Here is a 19694-nt window from a genome sequence, read left to right as displayed (position 1 = left end):
AATTATGAGCGAAAGACTAAGCGCCTATAAAGCAGAGTTAGAGGAAGAACTGGAGAACATCCTCAACTACTGGGTGGATAATACCATTGATGAGGAAAACCGCGGCTTTTTTGGCAAAATAGATAATGAGAATAATGTTATCCCCGGTTCGCCAAAGGGTTCGGTGCTGAATGCGCGGATCCTGTGGAGCTTTTCGGCGGCTTATAACCAAACCCATAACGCGCTTTATTTGGGTGTGGCTACTATCGCTTACCTGTATATCATTAACAATTTTATTGATGAAACGCACGGCGGTGTTTACTGGGCGGTAGACCACCAAGGCAAGCCTTTGGATACTAAAAAGCAGGTGTACGCATCTGCTTTTACCATTTACGCGCTAAGCGAATATTACAAGGCAAGCGGTGAGGACACCGTATTGACCGAAGCAAAAAAGCTCTATCTTTTATTGGTAGAGAAAAGCTACGACAAAGAACATACCGGCTATCTCGAAGCCTTCACCCGCGAATGGGAACCCCTAACCGACCTGCGACTGAGCGCCAAGGATGCCAACGAAAAAAAGAGCATGAACACCCATCTCCATGTATTGGAGGCCTACACCACCCTCTACACCGTTTGGCCGGATGGGGGTTTACGCACGCAGATAGAAACCCTGTTGCATAACTTTACCGATCACATCATCGATAGTAAAACCGGGCACCTCATTTTGTTTTTTGATGAGGAATGGAACGCCAAATCTGATACGATTTCTTACGGGCACGATATTGAAGCAACCTGGCTTTTACTGGAGGCTGCCGAAGCTATTCATCACCAGGAACTGATAGAAAGGATAAAAATCATTTGTGTTGAGATCTCCGAAGCAACGCTGCAAGGCCTGGATGCCGATGGCGGGCTTTGGTACGAATATGAGCCATCAACTAAGCACCTCATCAAAGAAAAACACTGGTGGCCGCAAGCGGAAGCGATGGTAGGTTTTTACAACACCTACCAAATAACCGGCGACGACAAGTGGCTAACGCTCTCCATCGGCAGTTGGGAGTTTGTAAAGCAGCACATTCTCGACAAAGAGAACGGCGAATGGTTTTGGGGTATCTATGCCGATGGCAGCGTTATGGCTACTGAGGACAAAACAGGCCTTTGGAAATGCCCCTATCACAACAGCAGGGCTTGTTTGGAGGTGATGAGGAGGACGGGTCTGAACCGGGATCAAGCGGATTTATGCGATTTTTAGGATTGCTTTCTATGTCCAATTTACCACTTGTCATTGCGAGCGATAGCGCGGCAATCGCAAATAGGCAGAGCGGCCATGCAATTGCCGATAAGCAGGGTTTTATACCTGTCCTATGAGATTGCCACGTCGCCCCACCGCGCTTATCTCATGCCGCTCCTCGCAATGACAAGGTGTTTAAGCTTTCCGTAAAACTTTCTCCCCATCCACCTGTTCCTCATAAGCAAAACACGAAGCTTATGAACGCATACCAGCAAAAATGGATAGATGTATTAGCAGCCGCTAACTTAAACGGCTGGAAGATTGAACCCATTGGAGAGGATATCCATATAGATATGCCCAATATTGTCGACCTGAAACTGATCAGGGATAATCTGCCCGAAACTTTGGCGGCTATTTCGCTGGATATCAATGTACCCAAGGAACGGCTGAGATTCCAATTTCATAACGGGTACGAAAACTTTGAATATGTGCTGAATCCCGGCGAAGCCGATCTGACCAGGGCTTAAATTTTTGCCTTGGTAGATACAATGGTTACACAAATGCCCATCATGGCTATCAGCGTGAAGGATGCCCGCAGCGTGGCTAACCCGGCAATAAAACCGATAATAGGCGGGCCTATTAAAAACCCCATAAAACCAAGCGTAGAAACAGCCGCAAGTGCTACACCCGGCTTCATTGTTTTTGATTTGCCTGCCGCGCTGTAAACCATGGGTACTACCGATGATACACCCGCGCCAACAAACAAGAACCCGATAAGCGCGGTGTAAAAATGCGGGAAGATAACCGCTATCAGCAACCCGGTTGCAGTAAGCATCCCGCTGATTTGCATGGTGCGTTTTAAACCAAAGCGGTGTGCAAAGCTGTCCGCCACAAAACGGCCAAGGGCCATGGTGGCCATAAAGGCGGTAAAGCCGGCGCCTATCCAGTCGATAGGGGCGAGTACCACTTTTTTAAAGTAGATCACACTCCAGTCGAACATGGCACCTTCGCATATCATCGAGCAAAACGCTATGGCGCCTAATTTGATGAGGGAATTATCGGGCATTACAAAAACCGGCCCGCTATCTACCACCTTATCGTTTTTTAAATAGGGGATGGTGATAAAAACTATCAATAAAATGATCCCTAAAATAATAGCGAAGTGGTGCCATGGGATAATGTGCATTCGCATCATAAACACGCCGATGAGCCCGCCTGTGAACCCGGCAAGGCTCCACAAGCCGTGGAATGAGGCCAGGATGGGCCGCTTATACAACTCTTCGGCAGCTACGGCCTGGGTGTTTACCGATATATTTACCGCATTGCTGCTAAAGCCAAATATCACCAGGCAAATAACCAGTTGGATCACATTTTGGGCAAGCCCGAGGGTAACTAACGATAAGCTGTAAACAACAAGCGCGGCTACTAATAAATTTCGGCTGCCTATTTTAGTAATTATCCAGCCCGAAAAAGGGAGGGAGCACATTAACCCTACAGGCAAGGCAAACAGCACACCACCCAATGCCGCTTCAGACAGGTCGAGCGTTTGCTGGATGGTGGCTATGCGCGATGTCCAGCTGGAAAAGCATAGCCCCGTCATGAAAAACATGGCGGCTACCGCGATGCGCAGCGTGGTACGCGAGTGATGATAGGGTGATATAGCGGCTTCCAAATATTGTTTATTTATGATAGTGTAAAAAATACACTAAGATGCAAATATAGCATCAATAATTTAATAATTGAAATTACACCAAATAAACAACACTTTGCTGACCTGCGGTTATTTATTGACGTTAAACGAACCAATTACTTGGTGACTTGCGTTTAAATCATCAACCATCTCCAATTTAAAAGTGCCCTTTATGTTTGTCGAAGTTAAGGAGGTGATTTTTACTTTACCTGAACTGTCACCGTTTCCATGAGATACGCTTGAGTATTTTAGAAAGCCAATGTGCCCTACTTCAAACAGGCCAACTTTACTCCCTTCTACAGTCATTACAAAAAGATTGAAGCTTTTGTCAGCTGCTTGAACGGCGGTTAAACCTTCAGGATCGCCATTAGGCGATATCGCGTCAACGTTAAAAGAAGAAAAACTATCGAATACAAGTATCGGATTGCTATCTATCTGTACCTTAACTGTGCCTGTGGCTCCTATTGGTAAGCCATTGCCATCGTTTAAGTCTGTCCCAGTGCCTGTTCCCGTCCCAGTGCCTGTTCCAGTACCTGTTCCTGTTCCTGTTCCCGTTCCAGTACCAGTACCCGTTCCCGTTCCAGTACCTGTTCCTGTTCCTGTTCCTGTTCCCGTGCCTGTACCGGTTCCCGTTCCCGTTCCAGTTCCGGTACCTGTTTCTGTTCCTGTTCCAGTAGTTGTTCCATCAGGATAAACTGGTGCATCAAGCTTACAGCCCGAAATTGCTGTGGCTAAGAAGATTAAAGTAAGCAGGGGGTAAAAAAAACGTTTCATGAAGTGGTAACGGTTTAGATTTCTAATCCCATAAATATATAATTTATTCCCTGCTAAGCAAAGTTTTGCAAGCATTTAATTTTCAACTAAATCTGGTTTAGCAATCGCCGTCCGGCCCGCAAACAGGTCCGTCAATCACGTCAAATTTTGGTTTTGCCTGCTCATCATTCCATTCGCCAAAGGCTTTCTCCAGCGTCTGGGTGAAAACGGGCACAGCCTGCGCGCCCGATACCGCGTATTTGCCGTTCATCACAAAAAATGGTACGCCGCGAATGCCTAGGTATTCGGCTTCGGCGATATCATGTTTCACATCATCGGTATAGGCTTCGCTGTTTAACACAGCAATTACTTCGCTGCTGTCGAGGCCGATCTCCGCGCCGAGTTCAGTAAGCGTACCGGTATCGTCGGTGTTTTTACCAAGCGTGAAATAGGCTTTAAACAGTGCTTCTTCGGCGGCATCGCCCAGGCCTTTGCTTTTGGCGTAGTGGCTAAAGCGGTGCGCTTTTAAGCTATTGGCTACCACCGCGCGGTCGAAATCATAGGTAAGTCCAACTTCGGCGGCCATTTGGGTAACGTGGGCGTTCATTTGCTGCGCGTATTCCAGCGTCCAGCCTTTTACATCGGCCAGGTACTGGCTGATATTCACCGATGGGTCGGTTTTCATCTGCGGGTTAAGCTGAAAGCTTTTCCATTCTATCTCCACCTTATCTTTACCATCAAACTGCTGCAAAGCATCCTCAAAACGGCGTTTGCCAATGTAGCAGAACGGGCACATTACATCACTCCAGATCTCAACTTTCATAACCTTATGTTTTAAAACAAAGGTAGCCGATGAGATTAAAGCGCGGGTAAGCCCAAAGTAAAAAAAAGAAATGCTAAAACGCTGAGCACGATTATTTTTAGCACGGTATTGACAGCTAACTTATTTTTTATACTTTAGTATTTCTTAACCTGGTTAACCAATACTGTTATAAGCCCTTTTACTGACAAAATGAACACTAAGACTAAACCTTTGCTTTTTTGGGCTGGCATTGTATTGCTTATTTTACCCGGTTTGCTGCACGCTTACCTGCTGATGCCCTTTCCCGGCAGCCAGGATATCAATGCCATTACCATTTGTTATTACCTCGAAAAGATAGTTTTACCGCTGCGTATTTTGGGCGCGGTGCTTATTGCAGCTTACCTCTTTATCTACTTATCAAAAGATTCCCGCAAAGGTAAGATCGTAAAATTAAGCGTACTGGCCCTGTGCCTGGGCAGCTTCTACTTTACCGATTACATGTTTAAGGCCGAGGTGATGTTTAAAGAAACCCAAAAGGCAAGGTTTGCCAACGGGCTAAAAAACAAAGTACCGCAAAGCTACCTGGTAATTGGTGTGGTACAAAACGGCGTTGCTAAAGCTTACCCTATTATATACCTGGGCTACCATCATAAAGTGCAGGATAGCCTGGGCGGTAAACCCGTTTTGGTTACCTATTGTACCATGTGCCGTACCGGTCGCGTGTACGACCCGGTTATTAAAGGCACTGAACAAACCTTCAGGCTGGTAGGGGCGAGGCATTATAATGCTATTATTGAAGATGAAACATCAGGCACATGGTGGTACCAGGCAACCGGTATTGCCGCAGTGGGGCCCATGAAGGGTTCGCATCTGGAAGAACTGCCTTATGAGCAAATGTCGCTTGGATCATGGCTGGTGAAATACCCCGCATCGCAGATCATGCAGCCTGATAGAACTTACATGGACGAGTATATCGACCTGAAGGATTACGACCACAAACAGGCGGTAGAAAAGGACAGCAGCCTGAAAAATAAAGATTCGCTGGTGCGCAAAAGCTGGATGATTGGCATCATTGCCAATGGGAAGCCAAAGGCATACGATTGGCGCCAGCTGCTGAAAAAGCAGGTGCTGAATGATAACCTGAACGGCATCCCGCTGATCATTGCCATTGAAGACGACCAGCAAAGTTTTCATACCTGGAGCAGTATTGTAGACGGCAAACAACTCCATTTTATAATGGACAAAGAGAATTGCTTATCCGACCAGGAAACATCCTCCATTTGGGATTGGACGGGAACCTGTATCTCCGGCCCACACAAAGGCAAGCAACTCAATAAAATACAGGCCTACCAGGAATACTGGCGCTCCTGGAAACAATTCCACCCGGGTACGGAATTGTGGAAGGGGGTATAGGTTTCACATAAAAAACGCGTCATTGCGAGGTACGAAGCAATCTCCCGGCTTGGTTCACCGCTTTGCGTTACGGCTCGTCCTGTGTAGAGATTGCTTCGTACCTCGCAATGACGCGGTGGTTAAGAACTCATTTCTTCGTCGTATCGCGTTCTGCCAGGTCCATGCCGCATTTATTGCAGGTGCCGGGTTTATCCGAGGTAATATCGGGATGCATGGTGCAATAGTATTTACCCTTTGGCTTTTCGGCTTCGGTTGCTTTGGCATCCTTTTTTGGAGCGCTGGTGCAGGCGGCCACAGCCAGCAGGCCTGTTAATGCGAATAATATAAAACGGATCTTCATTATTATAATTGGTTATTTGTTTTTGATAAAAGCGGCAAAGCCGAATAAGGAAACTACCAGCACACCCAGCGCGGCCAGCATACTCGCCACATCGCGGATATTTTTACCCGCCCAGCTCATGCCAAAATATTTGTGTAAAAATATAAAGGAAAATCCTTCCGTGCGGTCTATCCCGGTAACTTTTTCTGCTAATTGCGAGGTGGTGGTTTCGACATACCAGTTTTCGTTATTGGGGTATTCTACTTTTTGCACGGGCAGTCGTTTATTAATGAAGCCATATTCATTATCGAACTGACGGATCTGGCTAATTTTTAGCTTACCCTTAGCCTGTTTAATGCCCGAAGGTGCCTCCCGGTAAAAGCCGGTTAAAAAAGCGGCGTATCGTTTATCACCATCTGCTAATTCCTGTCCGTTAGCAACATCAAAATAAAGCACATCCTTTTTATTGGTGCTTATCTGGTACCAGGTTTTTCCGTAGAAATTTACAATGCCCGTTTTAAGGATTGTACTATCGGCCAAAGGCAATTTTAAATTTGATAAAGTCACGTCTTTAGTGTTGATCATCTGGCTGTATTTTTTCTCATCCGGGCCGATGTTACGCAGTTTTACAATGATATGGAAAGCCCCGCTGATGATAAATGTCAACATTACAAAAGAAACAATGAGCCCTATTTGCCGGTGAAAGCGATGTACAAAGCGAGTGTCTTTTCGGCCTGCCTGTTTGCGGTTTTGGCTTGCCGTTTTAAACTTCTTCCAAGAGAAACCATACACGGTAAGGCCGCTCAGTAAGGAGAAGAACATGATGCTTACGATAATCAGCAGCACGATGAGCCTGAATTGCTCGCCGCCTATAGCGGCCAAAAATTGCCAGGTGTGCAGCTGTTCAAAAAACACCAGCATGGCTTTGCGGGTATTGTTGTTGAAAGTGCCCATACGGCTTTGCGTGGTTTCGATGTACACGTCCATGCCGTCGGGCCTGTCGAAGCTTATCTTCCAAACGGGCAGCAGGTGGTTAATGGGCTGGTAATGGCCATCGAAGCTTTTTTGCAGGGTAAGGCTTTTAATGCGCGATACGGTATCCTGCGTAAAATAGCGGGCTAAATATTTGGCGTAAGTTTGGTCGCCGTCTTTTAATAATTCTCCGTTTGTAGCTGAGTAATAATTAACGATGCTATCCTTGCCTAAAACCTGGTAAAAAGTTTGGCCTTCCAAGCTGATCAATCCGAAATTACGGAACTCCGTGATCCCATTTTTGATGAGTACCTCTTGTACGGAGATGCCCGGTTTCATTTCGCTTTGCGGCAAGGGCTTAAATACTTCCTGCGCAATGGCTGGCCTAAACCAGTTAGACATGAACGGATGCGATAATCCGCTCAGTGTCCAAAAAATAACCGGTACCAGGGCGGTTAAACCCAATATGCGGTGCCATTTATAAAAGTTTTGTTTTGCTGTTGCCATGTTAATGTTTTGCTATAGAATAACTAATGCCTAATGTAATGGTGCGCGGCGGGGCTGCGTTGTAAGTATCGCCATATTGGTTGCTGGTTACCGTGGTGGCGTAAAGCTTATCGGCAACGTTTAGCGCGTTGAGCCAGATGCCGGCACCTTTTAAAGCGCCCGCTTTCATATCATACCCCAACCGTACATTGTAAATATTATAGCCCGAATACGTTTTGGTATTGGCCGGGTTGGTAAAATACTGGTTAATGTGCTGCCACTCGGCAGATAAACGTAATCCATCGGCATAGGCGGGTTTGTAGGTTAATTCGCTGTTGGCTATCCATGCCGGGGCGTTGTTCATGCGCTTTCCGTTATAGCTAATAACGGTGTTGGTTCCCGTGGCGTAATTGGTGCTTACCTCGCTGTAATCTACATAAGTGTGCCTGGCATTTGTGCCGCTAAAGCGGAAACTCAATTCCTTCACCGGAGCATAAGCTACCGAATACTCGATGCCCCGGTGGCGGGTTGCGCCGGCATTTTGGTTTTGGGTGGTGTTATCCGGCAACAACTGGTTAATGATCTCGTTGCGGCCCTCCAGATCGTACAAGGTAACTTCCAGATACATCTTTTTATTCAGCAGGGCCAACCAGCCGCCGGCTTCGTAATTGTTGAAAGTGGCTTGTTTTAATTGTACCAGCTGGCGCGAACTGTACAGGTCGCCGGTTTCGGGCGGCTGGAAGCCTACGCTATAGTTGGCATAAAAACCTTTGTTGTTACCAAAGTTGTAGGTAAGTCCCAGCTTTGGCGCCACGATGTTGAAATCGTTTTTTTCCTGCTGTTTATATTTGGTGCTGCCTGCGGGGATGTTGTTATTGAAAGCATAGTGGATGCGGTCGTAACGTAAACCCATTACAATGCGCAGTGCATCTACCGGCTTAATTTCGTACTGGGTATAAGCCGCGGTATTGAAGAGTTTGATGCGGTAATCATCAATAAACCTGCCTGTGCGGGTATAACCGGTATAATAATTATTGACTACATCCTTTTGCACCTCCAAATATTTGGCGTAATAGCTGCTGGGGCTGTTATCAACATAAACGCCTGCTATGAGCCGCGAATGCAGGAAGTTAAAATCGGTACGGTGCTGTGCCAGCAAGCCAAAACTGTGAAAACGCTGGTCGTTTTCCTGCCCGTTTGAGCTTAAGTAGTTACCCGCATTGTCCCGCAGGTCCGAGATAAAATAACTCGGCAGTTGCGCGGTGGAGTTATTGCGATAGAACAGCGTAACAAAAGCGTTGCTGTTATCGCTCCAGGTATGCTCCAGCTTGGCATTGGCTCTAAAGGCTTCCACTTTACGGTAGGTGAAACGCTGGTTGGCCCCATAGCTGCGGTTGTAAAAATGTGCACTATCTAAACTGCCGGGTGTTTGGGTGTTTAAGTAATTGTAAGTTGCCGCAGCGGTTATGCGGGTTGCCGCATCCAAATCATAGGTGGTTTTGATGTTGGCGGAATACTTGTCGAAATCCGAATAATCCTGCCAGCTGTCTTTTTGATGGGCGATGTAACCGCCGGCATATAACCCAAATTTACCCGATGTAAAGCCACCGTCGGCATCTACCCGGCGGTACTTATAGTTATCGCCCTGCACTGATAAATTTGCGGCGTAGCCCGCAGGCGCACCCTGCGTAATAAAGTTGACCGCCCCGCCTATAGCATTGCTGCCATAAAGCGAAGAGGCCGGGCCTTTGATCACTTCGATATCGCGCACGCCGCTCATGTTGATCTCGTAAAGCGAGTTGTGATTGAACATCCCCGTTGGGCGGATAGGCAGCCCATCCTCCATATACAAATAAAGTGCGTTGTAGGTAATAGGCTGGCGGATGGCCATGGTGTGCTGCTCGTTACCCAGGTTCACCATGTAAACGCCGGGAACCTTGTTCAGCAACTGGTAAAGGGCGGTGGCTTTGGTATCGTGCATTTGGGTAGCGTTGATCTTGCTGATAGCGATCGGCGCGCTTTGCCTCGCCTGCTTTTCGCGACTGGCAGACACCACCACCTGCTGCAGATCTATCGTAGCAGGTTCCAACATGATCTCGGCAGAAGTAAGGCCCTTAACTATTTCGTATAATTGCGCGTTATAGCCCACCACACTAAAACGCAGGGTTTTAATGCCAGCGGTATTGATGACGAAGCGGCCCTTGGCATCGGTATGACCCAGGTCTTTCAGGCTGTTCGGGTCATCGGCATTGCATACGGCAACGCTTGTGATGGGCTCATGGGTACGGGCGTCGGTAACAGTACCAGTAAGTTTGGTTTGCCCAAAGGCTATTGCCGATAGGGAGGAAAATAGGAGGTATAATAGAGTAAATGTTTTCATAAATGCATATAAGGTTTGCCCGGTGTATGTACTGCTTGTGTGTTCGAAACATGTCGGTCATGTCCGCATCGCAATTTAACTCACCCCCAACCCCTCTCTCCTGCGGAAAGAGGGGAGTTTTTTTCTTCACCCTCTTTCCGCAGGAGAGAGGGTCGACAAGCGATAGCGATGTCGGGGTGAGTTAAATATGCGGGCGACAAGAAACGAATTGAAAGGTTTCGACGCATGACCGTACCGGGCAGGCGTAAATAATATACAGCCGCGCAAAAGCATGCACGAAACTCAACAATGGCCCAAGCCATTATCAAAAACTGTATCGAAAAAACTTTAATAGAATTTAGGAGAGCCGCGGGGGCTGAAAGATGGGACGGATCTGGGTGGGCAGGTTAATAGGGGGCTCGGGGCTCGCTATTACCGCCAACAAAACGGAATGGAATTTAATTTGCTCCGGCTCGTTAAATCCCGCTTCCTGGAAAAGGTTCTTTTGCGACGACCGTTCGCCGGCTGCTTTGTTGTCTTCGGCCTGCTTTATTTTTTTCATAAAGTAGCACTTGCCGTTACAATGCATCCAGGGTTTACTGCGGTTTTCGCACAGCTTGGCGGCAATATAATTGCGGTTAAGCTCGAAACCCGCGTAAACAAACAGCCGCGTAAAGTTCACCGTTACCAGCGAAACAATTAGCAAATATGCGGTTATACGTTGCAGCATTTGGCCGCAAAGGTACGGCTTGCGGGTTGTATGTGGAAATGGAATAATGAATTAGAACGCATTATCGAAGCCTCACCTAAATCCTCTCCAAAGGAGAGGACTTGGAAAAATAAAAGAACCCTCTCCAAAGGAGAGGGCAGGGTGAGGCTTCTAAAAAACAAAAAACCCCGCCGTTTCGGGCAGGGCTCTATCGGTTTTAGGTTTGTAATTACTTAGCGTGCTTTAAAACGAAGTGCGCATTTGATCCTCCAAAATCAATGTTCATGGCAACAGAATCGGCGTATACCTTGCCGCTGTGCGGGTAATCTGTACCATTTACATTTACTTTGAAGGTGAAATCGTCGCCTTTTACTTTGCCATCGTCAACAGATACATCGCCCGCTGGCGATGTTGCCGTACCGGTTAGTTTTTCGCCGTCTACTTTAAAAGTATAGGTAATATCCAGTGCCTGGCCGTCAGGTGTATTCAGCGTACCTACCCATTTACCGTTCAGGTCGGCAAATGCTGCCAGGGCTATCATAAAGCAGCAAGACAATAAGGCTGTAATCGTAATCTTTCTTTTCATAGTCAGTTTGTTTTGAATAACTAAATGTAGGGGTTTTATTAAAAAAACAATAATGGAATTACAAATTTAATCTACCCTTAACGCCTTCATTACTCAAACTTATCTGCCACCACCTGTATCTTTATATTGGGCATTTCTGCTGCTTCCATGGTGGCCGTAACTTTACCGGCTTTGCCTTCAATGGTAACCGTAGCGTTGAAGCTTTTACCACCGTCGGTAAATACGGTGGTAACAACTGTTTTACCATCTTTATACGGCGTTGCCCAGTTGCAGGTGTATGTTTTTATATCACCGGTCATTTTGTGTTCTTCATTGCCGGGGGCAATAATTACCTGGGTTTTGGTTAGGGTGATAATGGTCTCCTCCTCCTTGCTGCGCTGCAGTTCGCCTTTGGCATTGTAATAATTCGTGGCCGATGAAATCAGCATAACCGGCTTATCGCACTGCGCAAAGCTGGTAGTGCTGCCTGCAAGTATCAAAGCAAAAGCTAATACAGCCTTCTTTAAATGTTTTGTCTTCATTTTTTTACGGGTTTTAAAAATGCTTACTCAAACTTATCCGCCACTACCTGGATCGTTTTCCCCGGCATTTCCTCGGCCACAAACGTCAGGGTCACTTTCCCTGCTTTGCCTTCAATAGTAATGGTAACATGCAGGTCTTTATCTCCGTCGGTCAGTACCGATTTTACGGTTGTTTTGCCCTCTTTAAAAGGTGTTGTCCAGTTGCAGGTGTACCCGGTAACGTTGCCATTCATCATGTGATCGCCCGGGGTGATGGTCAATTCCGTTTTCGACAGAGTGATAACCGTTTCTTCATCTTTCGAGCGTTCTACCTCGCCCTTATCGTTCAGGTAATTGGTTACCGATGAAATAAGCTTTACCGGTTTATCGCACTGTGCAAAGCTAATGGTGCTGCCTGCCAGTATGAAAGCAAAGGCCAATGCAGCCTTTCTTAATGTGTTTTTTGTTGTTTTCATTTTGTGATGGATTTTAATTTCAACAAAGATATATGTTTTGTATAGTATTATGCAATACAAAGTACTATATATTTTAATATTTAAGTATTCTATTGATATATTATCCCCTATGCTACTGTGTATGCTTAATTTAGGTTAATATTTTGCTATTATTAGGTAGAAATCAATAAAACTGAAGCTTGTTTTCATTTACTTTTGAATAGCTTTACATTTAGCTAATCAATAATTCCTTTTACCCATGAAAAAGCTTTGCCTTGTGCTTTTCGTTTGCTGCAGCATATCCGCGTATGCGCAAAAACAGGATTACCCAATACAGCCTGTTGCCTTTACCAAAGTAACGCTGGCGGATAAATTCTGGACGTCGCGCATCGAAACCAACCGTACGGTAACCATCCCGGCATCGTTCGAGCGCTGCAAAAGCACCGGCAGAATAAAGAATTTTGAAATGGCTGCAGAGGGCAAGGGTAAGTTTTGCACTACCTACCCATTTGATGATACCGACATCTACAAAACCATTGAGGGCGCATCATACTCACTTGCCGTGCACCCGGATAAACAACTGGATGCCTACCTCGATTCGCTTATAACCATTGTAGGCAAAGCGCAGGAGAAAGACGGCTACCTATACACCTCCCGCACTATCGATCCATTGCATCCGGGCGGCTGGGCGGGCCCCGAGCGTTGGGTAAAGGAGAGCGAGAACAGCCACGAACTTTACAACGCCGGCCACATGTACGAAGGTGCCGCCGCCCATTTTATGGCTACGGGCAAACGCAACTTTTTAAACATCGCCCTAAAAAATGCCGATCTGCTGGTACAAACCTTTGGCCCCGGTAAACGTGCTGTAGCACCCGGGCACGAAATTGTGGAGATGGGCCTGGTGCGCCTGTACCGCATTACGGGCAAAAAAGAATACCTGGACCTGGCCAAATTCTTTATAGATCAGCGCGGCAAAAAAACCTACAACCCCAAGAGTAAAAACGTTTGGGAGAACGGCACTTACTACCAGGATGATAAACCGGTAATAAACCAGGATGAAGCCGAGGGCCATGCCGTACGCGCCATGTACCTCTACGCCGGCATGGCCGATGTGGCCGCGCTAACCGGCGATAAAGAATACCTGGCGGCAATTGATAAGATATGGGACAACATGGTAGGCAAAAAAATGTATGTGCAGGGCAGCATTGGCGCCGTTGGCGATGGCGAGCGCTTTGGCGCCAACTACGAATTGCCAAACACTACCGCCTATAACGAAACCTGCGCCGCCATAGGCAGCGTTTTCTGGAACCAACGGATGTTTTTGCTACACGGCGATTCTAAATATATCGACGTGCTGGAGAAGGTTTTATATAACGGCCTCATCTCCGGCGTTGGGCTGGATGGAAAATCCTTCTTTTATACCAACGCCATGCAGATCCAGGATCATTTTAACCACCCGGATATTGAACGCGAACGCGCGGGCTGGTTTGTTTGTTCCTGCTGCCCAACCAATATTGCCCGGCTGATGCCTTCTATCCCGGGTTATATCTATGCCCAAAACGGCAAGGATGTTTTCGTGAACCTGTTCATCAGCGGCACCGGCAATTTAAAGGTGAATAACAAAGCGCTGCAAATAACGCAGCAAAATAATTACCCATGGGATGGCGGCCTGGCATTCACCATCAACCCGGCATCGGCCATGGAAATGAACCTGAAGATCCGTATACCGGGCTGGGCACAAAACCAGGCTGTACCATCAGATCTGTATAGCTACCAGCAGCCTCTGAATAAAAAAGTAGAAATTAAAGTGAACGGCAAGCCGGTAGAATACTTGTTGGAGCATGGTTATGCCGTGATCAGCAAGAAATGGAAAAAAGGCGACAAGGTAGAGATGATCCTGCCCATGGATGTACAGCGCGTAATGGCCAGCGAAAAACTGCCGGATGATGCCGGTAGGGTTGCCCTGCAGCGCGGCCCGTTGATGTACGCGGCCGAGTGGAAAGATAATGGGGGCAAGGCTACAAACATCATCATCCCCAAAAACACAGTGTTTACCACGCAGTATGAGCCCGAATTGTTGAACGGGGTTACCATTTTAAAAGCGGAAGTAAAGGCCATCAATGTAGATACCGCTAAGCAAACCGTAAGTACAGAAAATAAAACACTTACCGCTATACCGTATTATGCATGGGCAAACCGTGGCAAAGGCGAAATGATGGTTTGGTTCCCGGAACAGGTAAATTATGTCGATATTATCAGCCGATAACCAAATCCCTATCAGATGAAAAAGATATTGACCATTTTATTGCTGCTGACCTGTTTCGCAAGGGCCCATGCGCAGGTTTCACTTGCTACCGGCTGGAAATTTAAGGCCGGCGACAGCACCGCTTACAGTGCGACCACTTTCGGCGACAGCCAATGGCAGGCCATAGACGTGAGCAAGCCATGGGAACGCCAGGGGCACGATTATTATAACGGCTTTGGCTGGTATAGGCTGCATGTAATTATCCCTGCATCGCTAAAAAACAGTTCTTACCTTAAGGACAGCCTCCGTATAGATCTGCAGAATGTAGACGATAACGACGAGCTATACCTCAACGGTAAGCTGATAGCCAAAGGCGGCAGCGATATCAAGGTATCAAACTACGGCCCGCGGCATTACATGCTGGCCACAAACAACCCCGCAATTTTGTGGGATAAAGAGAACGTTATCGCCATCCGCATATTTGATACCGGCGGCGACGGCGGGCTTTATGGCGACAAGTTCAGCATTAGCATGAATGATATTATGGATTATGTTTCCATCAACACCGATGCGGATTTTGTGTACGGCGCAAAAAACGCGGTTGGCAAATCCATCAAACTCATCTCCAAAGGAAACAACTATAACTATAAAGGCAAACTGGATTTTAAAGTAACCGACCCGGAAACCGGCACCGTGCTTTACGAGAAAACAAACAAGGCTGCCTTTACCGGCGGCAAGCCGTTTACCTATACATTCAGCGCTGCCGCTATCGAGCGGAAATCGTACCAGCTGAGCTACGTTTTTACTGATAGCCTTTCGGGTACTAAAATTTCTAAAACAGAAAGCACGCCTTATATTCTTACACCCGCCCCATCGGCACAGGCAAAAATTAATGGGCCCGAAGTTTATGGTGCAAGGCCGGGTAACCCTTTCCTGTACCTTATCCCGGCCACGGGGCAAAAGCCGCTTACGTATAAAGCGGTTGGTTTGCCAAAAGGCTTATCGCTGGATGCCGCAACCGGTGTTATTACCGGTTCGGTTGGTAAAAAAGGCGATTACCCGGTAACTTTTACAGTAAAGAATGCTGTTGGCTCGGACACAAAGCAATTTACCATTAGCATTGGTAATAAAATAGGTTTAACCCCTGCTTTAGGCTGGAACAGCTGGAACGCCTTTGGTTTAAGTGTGGATGATGGCCGCGTGCGTACCGCCGCCAAAACCATGATAGAAAAACTGGCCTCCTACGGCTGGAACTATGTGAATATAGATGACGGATGGGAAATTGATAAGCGCCTGCCAAACGGCGAAATAGCTGCTAACAGCAAATTCCCGGACATGAAAGGGCTTACTACTTACGTACACAGCCTGGGATTGAAAATGGGCATCTACTCATCGCCCGGCCCAACAACCTGCGGCGGTTATTTGGGCAGCTGGCAGCACGAAGACCAGGACGCCAAAACTTACGGTGATTGGGGCATTGACTATTTAAAATACGATTGGTGCTCCTACAGCGAAGTATCGCCAAAGGAACCAAAACTTGATGATCTGAAGAAACCCTACCAGGTGATCCGCGCGTCGCTGGATAAGGTTAACCGCGATATTATGCTGAGCTTTTGCCAGTACGGCTGGGGCAAAGTATGGGAGTGGGGTGCCGAAACAGGCGGCAATAGCTGGCGTACCACAGGCGATATACAGGATACATGGAGAAGCATGTCGGAAATTGGGTTTAACCAGGTAGCTGCCGTTCCCTTTGCGCAGCCCGGGCACTTTAACGACCCCGATATGCTGGTGGTGGGCAAAGTTGGCTGGGGCCCAAGCCTGCACAATACACACCTTAGTGCCGATGAGCAATACACCCACATCAGCCTCTGGAGCCTGCAGGCGGTGCCTTTGCTGATAGGCTGCGACATGGGCGCATTGGATAAGTTCACGCTGAATTTGCTGACCAATAGCGAGGTATTAGCCATTGATCAGGATGCTTTGGGCAAAGCCGCCAAACAGGCCGTAAAAGGCGATAATTACCAAATTTGGGTAAAAGAGATGAAGGATGGCAGCCGGGCGATAGGTTTGTTCAACTTATCGGATAAGTATCAAACCATTACACTGAACAGCGAAACGGCCGGTGCTTATAAAACCATCCGTAATGTATGGAAACAGGAAAACATAACTAAAGGCGCAGGCGATTTTAAAGCAAGCGTTGCACCGCACGGGGTGACGTTGGTGAGGGTGAAGTAAAGGATAACAATAGCAATAATAATAAATAAGCGTCATTGCGAGGAACGAAGCAATCTCTACGCAGGACAAGAGGCCATGCAAGGCGCTCATGCATAGTCTGGAGATTGCTTCGTGCCTCGCAATGACGTAGTTTGAGAATTTAATAAAAAAGTTGATATATGAGCATAGTATGGAAAGGGGTATTCCCGGCGGTAACGACGAAGTTTACCGAAAACGACGAATTAGATTTTGATGCATTCGATAAAAACATCGAGGCACAATTAGAAGCAGGTGTAAATGGCATCGTTATCGGTGGTTCGCTCGGCGAAGCAAGCGTGTTAACAGACGATGAAAAAATTGCCCTGCTGGAGCATACCGTAAAGGTTGTTGCCAAACGCGCTTATGTGGTGCTGAACATCGCGGAGCAAACCACTAAGGCCGCATTGCTTTGCGCAAAAAACGCGGAAAAGTATGGCGCCGATGCCCTGATGATGCTGCCGCCGCTGCGTTACAAGGCAGATGACGGGGAAACCGTAAAATACTTTGCCGATGTGGCCCAAAGCACGCACCTTCCAATCATGATCTATAACAATCCTTTTGATTATAAGATAGAGGTTACGTTGGATATGTTTGAGGAACTTGCGCAATACAAAAACATCCAGGCGGTGAAGGAATCTACCCGCGATGTAAGCAATGTTACCCGCATGATCAACCGTTTTGGCAACAGGTTTGCCCTCATGACAGGTGTGGACACGCTGGCCCTCGAAAGCCTTTTTATGGGCGCCGATGGCTGGATCGCCGGTTTGGTTGATGCCTTCCCGAAGGAAACCGTTGCTGTTTACCGTTTGGCCAAGGCCGAGCGCATGAAAGAGGCACTAGCTATTTACCGCTGGTTTTTACCCGTGCTGGAGCTTGACATCCACCCAAAACTGGTACAATACATTAAGCTTGCCGAAAGCGTTACCGGCCTGGGTACCGAAACCGTACGCCTTCCCCGCCTGAAAATTACCGGCGATGAGCGCGACAGGATCCTGGGCATCATTAAGCACGCCGTAGAACATCGTCCTGAATTGCCTGCAGGTAGCTGGGGTGTAGAGGTGGAAGCGGAAGTGGATGTAACCGGGGTTAGTTAACATACGGACGCTTTGCACACCTCTCCCGTATGTCATTTCGACGAATCGAAGCGGGGGGACGGAGCGGGGCGTGAGGAGAAATCTTCTGCGGTATGCATTGCGACAATGCAGTAACCTCGCATGTCGGTCTTGCAAGGCCCAGAAGATTTCTCACCCTTGCCTTTGCGCGCCACCCACCGCGTAAGGGATTCGAAATGACAAGGTGGGGTAAAAACTACTACATGAACACTCAAAATATAATAGGATACGCGTTAATACCCCCAACCGGTAAAAGCTTCAGGGCGATGAGCCCTGCAAGCGACACCGAACTGGCCGGCGATTTTCACGTAGCCACTACTACCGATGCAGATGCTGCCATGCAACTGGCAGATAAAGCGTTTGCCGTGTACCGCCATACCGATGCCAAAACAAAGGCCGCCTTTTTACGCAGCATTGCCGAAGGCATCACCGCCCTGGGCGATGAACTGCTCAACCGTTGCGCGGCTGAAAGCGGCCTGCCTATTCCCCGTTTAACGGGCGAGCGGGGCAGAACAACCGGTCAGCTGAATATGTACGCCAACCTGCTGGAAGAAGGCAGTTGGGTGGATGCTGTGATCGATACGGCAATTCCTGATAGAACGCCTTTGCCGCGCGTGGATATCCGTAAGATGCTGGTGCCTGTTGGCCCGGCGGTGGTGTTTGGCGCAAGCAACTTCCCCATGGCGTTCTCGGTTGCCGGTGGCGATACTGTATCGGCATTGGCTGCGGGTTGCCCTGTGGTAGTTAAGGCGCACCCGGCGCATCCCGGTGCAAGTGCACTGGTTGCCGAGGTAATTATGCAGGCCGCCCAAAAACACGGCCTGCCCGATGGTGTTTTCTCACATTTATTTGATGATGGTTACGCCGTTGGCGAAGCATTGGTAAAGCATCCCAAAACAAAAATAGTAACCTTTACCGGCTCGCTTAAGGGCGGCATGGCGCTGGTGAAAATGGCACGCGAACGTGATGAGCCTATCCCGGTATTTGCCGAAATGGGCAGTACCAACCCGGTAATTTTGTTGCCGCAGGCACTGGAAAACCGCGCCGAAGAACTGGCTAAAACCTACAGCGAATCTGTCACCATGAGTGCCGGGCAATTTTGTACAAACCCGGGTCTGTTGTTAGCAGTAAAGTCCGAAGGGTTGGACAGGTTTAAAACAGCGCTTGGAGCTGGCATTGCTAACGTTGCTTCGGCTACTATGCTTACGGCGGGTATCTGCAGCAATTACCAAAAACTGTCTAAAGAAAGGCTGGGCAATGAAGCGGTTAATATTGTTGGCAAAGCGGATAAGCTGAATACCGAAAACCAAAACCAGGCACTGGCCGTGGTGAGCGAAATTTCTGCTGCCGATTTCCTGGCGGATGATAAGTTTAAAGAGGAGGTGTTTGGCCCCTATAGTATGCTCATCGTGGCAGATGATATGGCGCAATTGGAAGAGGTTGTTGGTTATTTACATGGCCAGCTAACCGCTACCATCATGGCCGAAAGAGAGGAACTTGCCTTATATAAGCCGATCATCGATAAGCTCTCTAACCTGGCCGGCCGCGTGATATTGAACGGCCCGCCGACAGGCGTGGAGGTAGGCAACGCCATGCAGCATGGTGGTCCCTTCCCGGCAACATCCGATAGCAGGTTTACTTCGGTAGGTACGGGCGCTATTAAGCGTTTTGTACGCCCCGTGGCCTGGCAAAACTGGGATAATGATCTATTGCCCGATGCATTGAAGGATGAGAACCCGCTTGGCATCTGGCGCTTATTTAATAATGAATGGAGTAGAAAATAGTGAGTGGAGAATAGTGAGTGGTTTAATATAGGTTTGCCGCTTTGAAACT

Annotated in this window: 17 protein-coding genes; 7 read left to right on the top strand and 10 right to left on the bottom strand. The window is 47.8% G+C overall.

The features are described 5' to 3' along the window. The first annotated feature begins 4 nt into the window (after positions 1–4). On the top strand, positions 5–1228 hold the full coding sequence (locus IDJ77_RS20690; protein ID WP_191190881.1) for an AGE family epimerase/isomerase: 1224 nt from the start codon (positions 5–7) through the stop codon (positions 1226–1228). Between the two features lie 236 nt (positions 1229–1464). Beyond that, on the top strand, positions 1465–1734 hold the full coding sequence (locus IDJ77_RS20685; protein WP_191190880.1) for a hypothetical protein: 270 nt from the start codon (positions 1465–1467) through the stop codon (positions 1732–1734). On the opposite strand, the gene IDJ77_RS20680 is transcribed toward IDJ77_RS20685, so the two are convergent. The 3 genes from IDJ77_RS20680 to IDJ77_RS20670 form a co-directional block, all read right to left on the bottom strand. Further along, positions 1731–2879 carry an MFS transporter gene (locus IDJ77_RS20680; RefSeq protein ID WP_224751174.1) on the bottom strand — a complete coding sequence of 383 codons (1149 nt, stop codon included), beginning with the start codon at positions 2877–2879 and terminating at the stop codon, positions 1731–1733. The genes IDJ77_RS20685 and IDJ77_RS20680 overlap by 4 nt on opposite strands. 108 nt (positions 2880–2987) lie before the next feature. Then, complete coding sequence (locus tag IDJ77_RS20675) at positions 2988–3746, bottom strand: hypothetical protein (RefSeq protein WP_191190879.1); 759 nt, start codon at positions 3744–3746, stop codon at positions 2988–2990. Between the two features lie 22 nt (positions 3747–3768). Continuing rightward, complete coding sequence (locus tag IDJ77_RS20670) at positions 3769–4473, bottom strand: DsbA family oxidoreductase (protein ID WP_191190878.1); 705 nt, start codon at positions 4471–4473, stop codon at positions 3769–3771. Between the two features lie 189 nt (positions 4474–4662). Between IDJ77_RS20670 and IDJ77_RS20665 the strand changes: the two genes are divergently transcribed. Then, positions 4663–5865, top strand: coding sequence for a DUF3179 domain-containing (seleno)protein (locus IDJ77_RS20665; protein WP_191190877.1), 1203 nt, complete (start codon positions 4663–4665; stop codon positions 5863–5865). A 127-nt stretch (positions 5866–5992) separates the two neighbouring features. On the opposite strand, the gene IDJ77_RS20660 is transcribed toward IDJ77_RS20665, so the two are convergent. The 7 genes from IDJ77_RS20660 to IDJ77_RS20630 form a co-directional block, all read right to left on the bottom strand. Further along, positions 5993–6205: a heavy metal-binding domain-containing protein gene (locus IDJ77_RS20660; protein WP_191190876.1), complete on the bottom strand. Its 213-nt coding sequence runs from the start codon at positions 6203–6205 to the stop codon at positions 5993–5995. A 12-nt stretch (positions 6206–6217) separates the two neighbouring features. Continuing rightward, positions 6218–7663: a PepSY-associated TM helix domain-containing protein gene (locus tag IDJ77_RS20655; protein ID WP_191190875.1), complete on the bottom strand. Its 1446-nt coding sequence runs from the start codon at positions 7661–7663 to the stop codon at positions 6218–6220. 1 nt (position 7664) lies between these two features. Further along, on the bottom strand, positions 7665–10022 hold the full coding sequence (locus IDJ77_RS20650) for a TonB-dependent receptor (RefSeq protein ID WP_191190874.1): 2358 nt from the start codon (positions 10020–10022) through the stop codon (positions 7665–7667). A 337-nt stretch (positions 10023–10359) separates the two neighbouring features. Beyond that, positions 10360–10731, bottom strand: a complete 372-nt coding sequence (locus IDJ77_RS20645; RefSeq protein WP_191190873.1) for a hypothetical protein — start codon at positions 10729–10731, stop codon at positions 10360–10362. A gap of 208 nt (positions 10732–10939) precedes the next feature. Next, positions 10940–11296: a glycoside hydrolase gene (locus tag IDJ77_RS20640; protein ID WP_191190872.1), complete on the bottom strand. Its 357-nt coding sequence runs from the start codon at positions 11294–11296 to the stop codon at positions 10940–10942. Between the two features lie 89 nt (positions 11297–11385). Continuing rightward, positions 11386–11817, bottom strand: a complete 432-nt coding sequence (locus IDJ77_RS20635) for a hypothetical protein (protein ID WP_191190871.1) — start codon at positions 11815–11817, stop codon at positions 11386–11388. Between the two features lie 23 nt (positions 11818–11840). Continuing rightward, positions 11841–12272 carry a hypothetical protein gene (locus tag IDJ77_RS20630; RefSeq protein ID WP_191190870.1) on the bottom strand — a complete coding sequence of 144 codons (432 nt, stop codon included), beginning with the start codon at positions 12270–12272 and terminating at the stop codon, positions 11841–11843. Between the two features lie 238 nt (positions 12273–12510). On the opposite strand from IDJ77_RS20630, the gene IDJ77_RS20625 reads away from it, so the two are divergent. The 4 genes from IDJ77_RS20625 to IDJ77_RS20610 all read left to right on the top strand — a co-directional run bounded on the left by IDJ77_RS20625 (position 12511) and on the right by IDJ77_RS20610 (position 19645). After that, positions 12511–14517 (top strand): glycoside hydrolase family 127 protein, encoded by a 2007-nt coding sequence (locus tag IDJ77_RS20625; protein ID WP_191190869.1) that lies wholly within the window; start codon positions 12511–12513, stop codon positions 14515–14517. Between the two features lie 15 nt (positions 14518–14532). Beyond that, complete coding sequence (locus IDJ77_RS20620; protein WP_191190868.1) at positions 14533–16731, top strand: putative Ig domain-containing protein; 2199 nt, start codon at positions 14533–14535, stop codon at positions 16729–16731. A 158-nt stretch (positions 16732–16889) separates the two neighbouring features. Then, a complete protein-coding gene (locus tag IDJ77_RS20615) occupies positions 16890–17843 on the top strand; it encodes a dihydrodipicolinate synthase family protein (RefSeq protein WP_191190867.1) in 954 nt (317 codons plus the stop codon). A gap of 221 nt (positions 17844–18064) precedes the next feature. Beyond that, complete coding sequence (locus IDJ77_RS20610; protein WP_224751173.1) at positions 18065–19645, top strand: aldehyde dehydrogenase (NADP(+)); 1581 nt, start codon at positions 18065–18067, stop codon at positions 19643–19645. The last annotated feature ends 49 nt before the right edge of the window (positions 19646–19694 follow it).

Origin of the sequence: Mucilaginibacter pankratovii (assembly GCF_014773265.1) — a bacterium.
Lineage (GTDB): Bacteria > Bacteroidota > Bacteroidia > Sphingobacteriales > Sphingobacteriaceae > Mucilaginibacter > Mucilaginibacter pankratovii.
The sequence above is the reverse complement of the archived record's forward strand: the minus strand, read 5'-3'. Positions and strand labels throughout refer to the sequence as shown.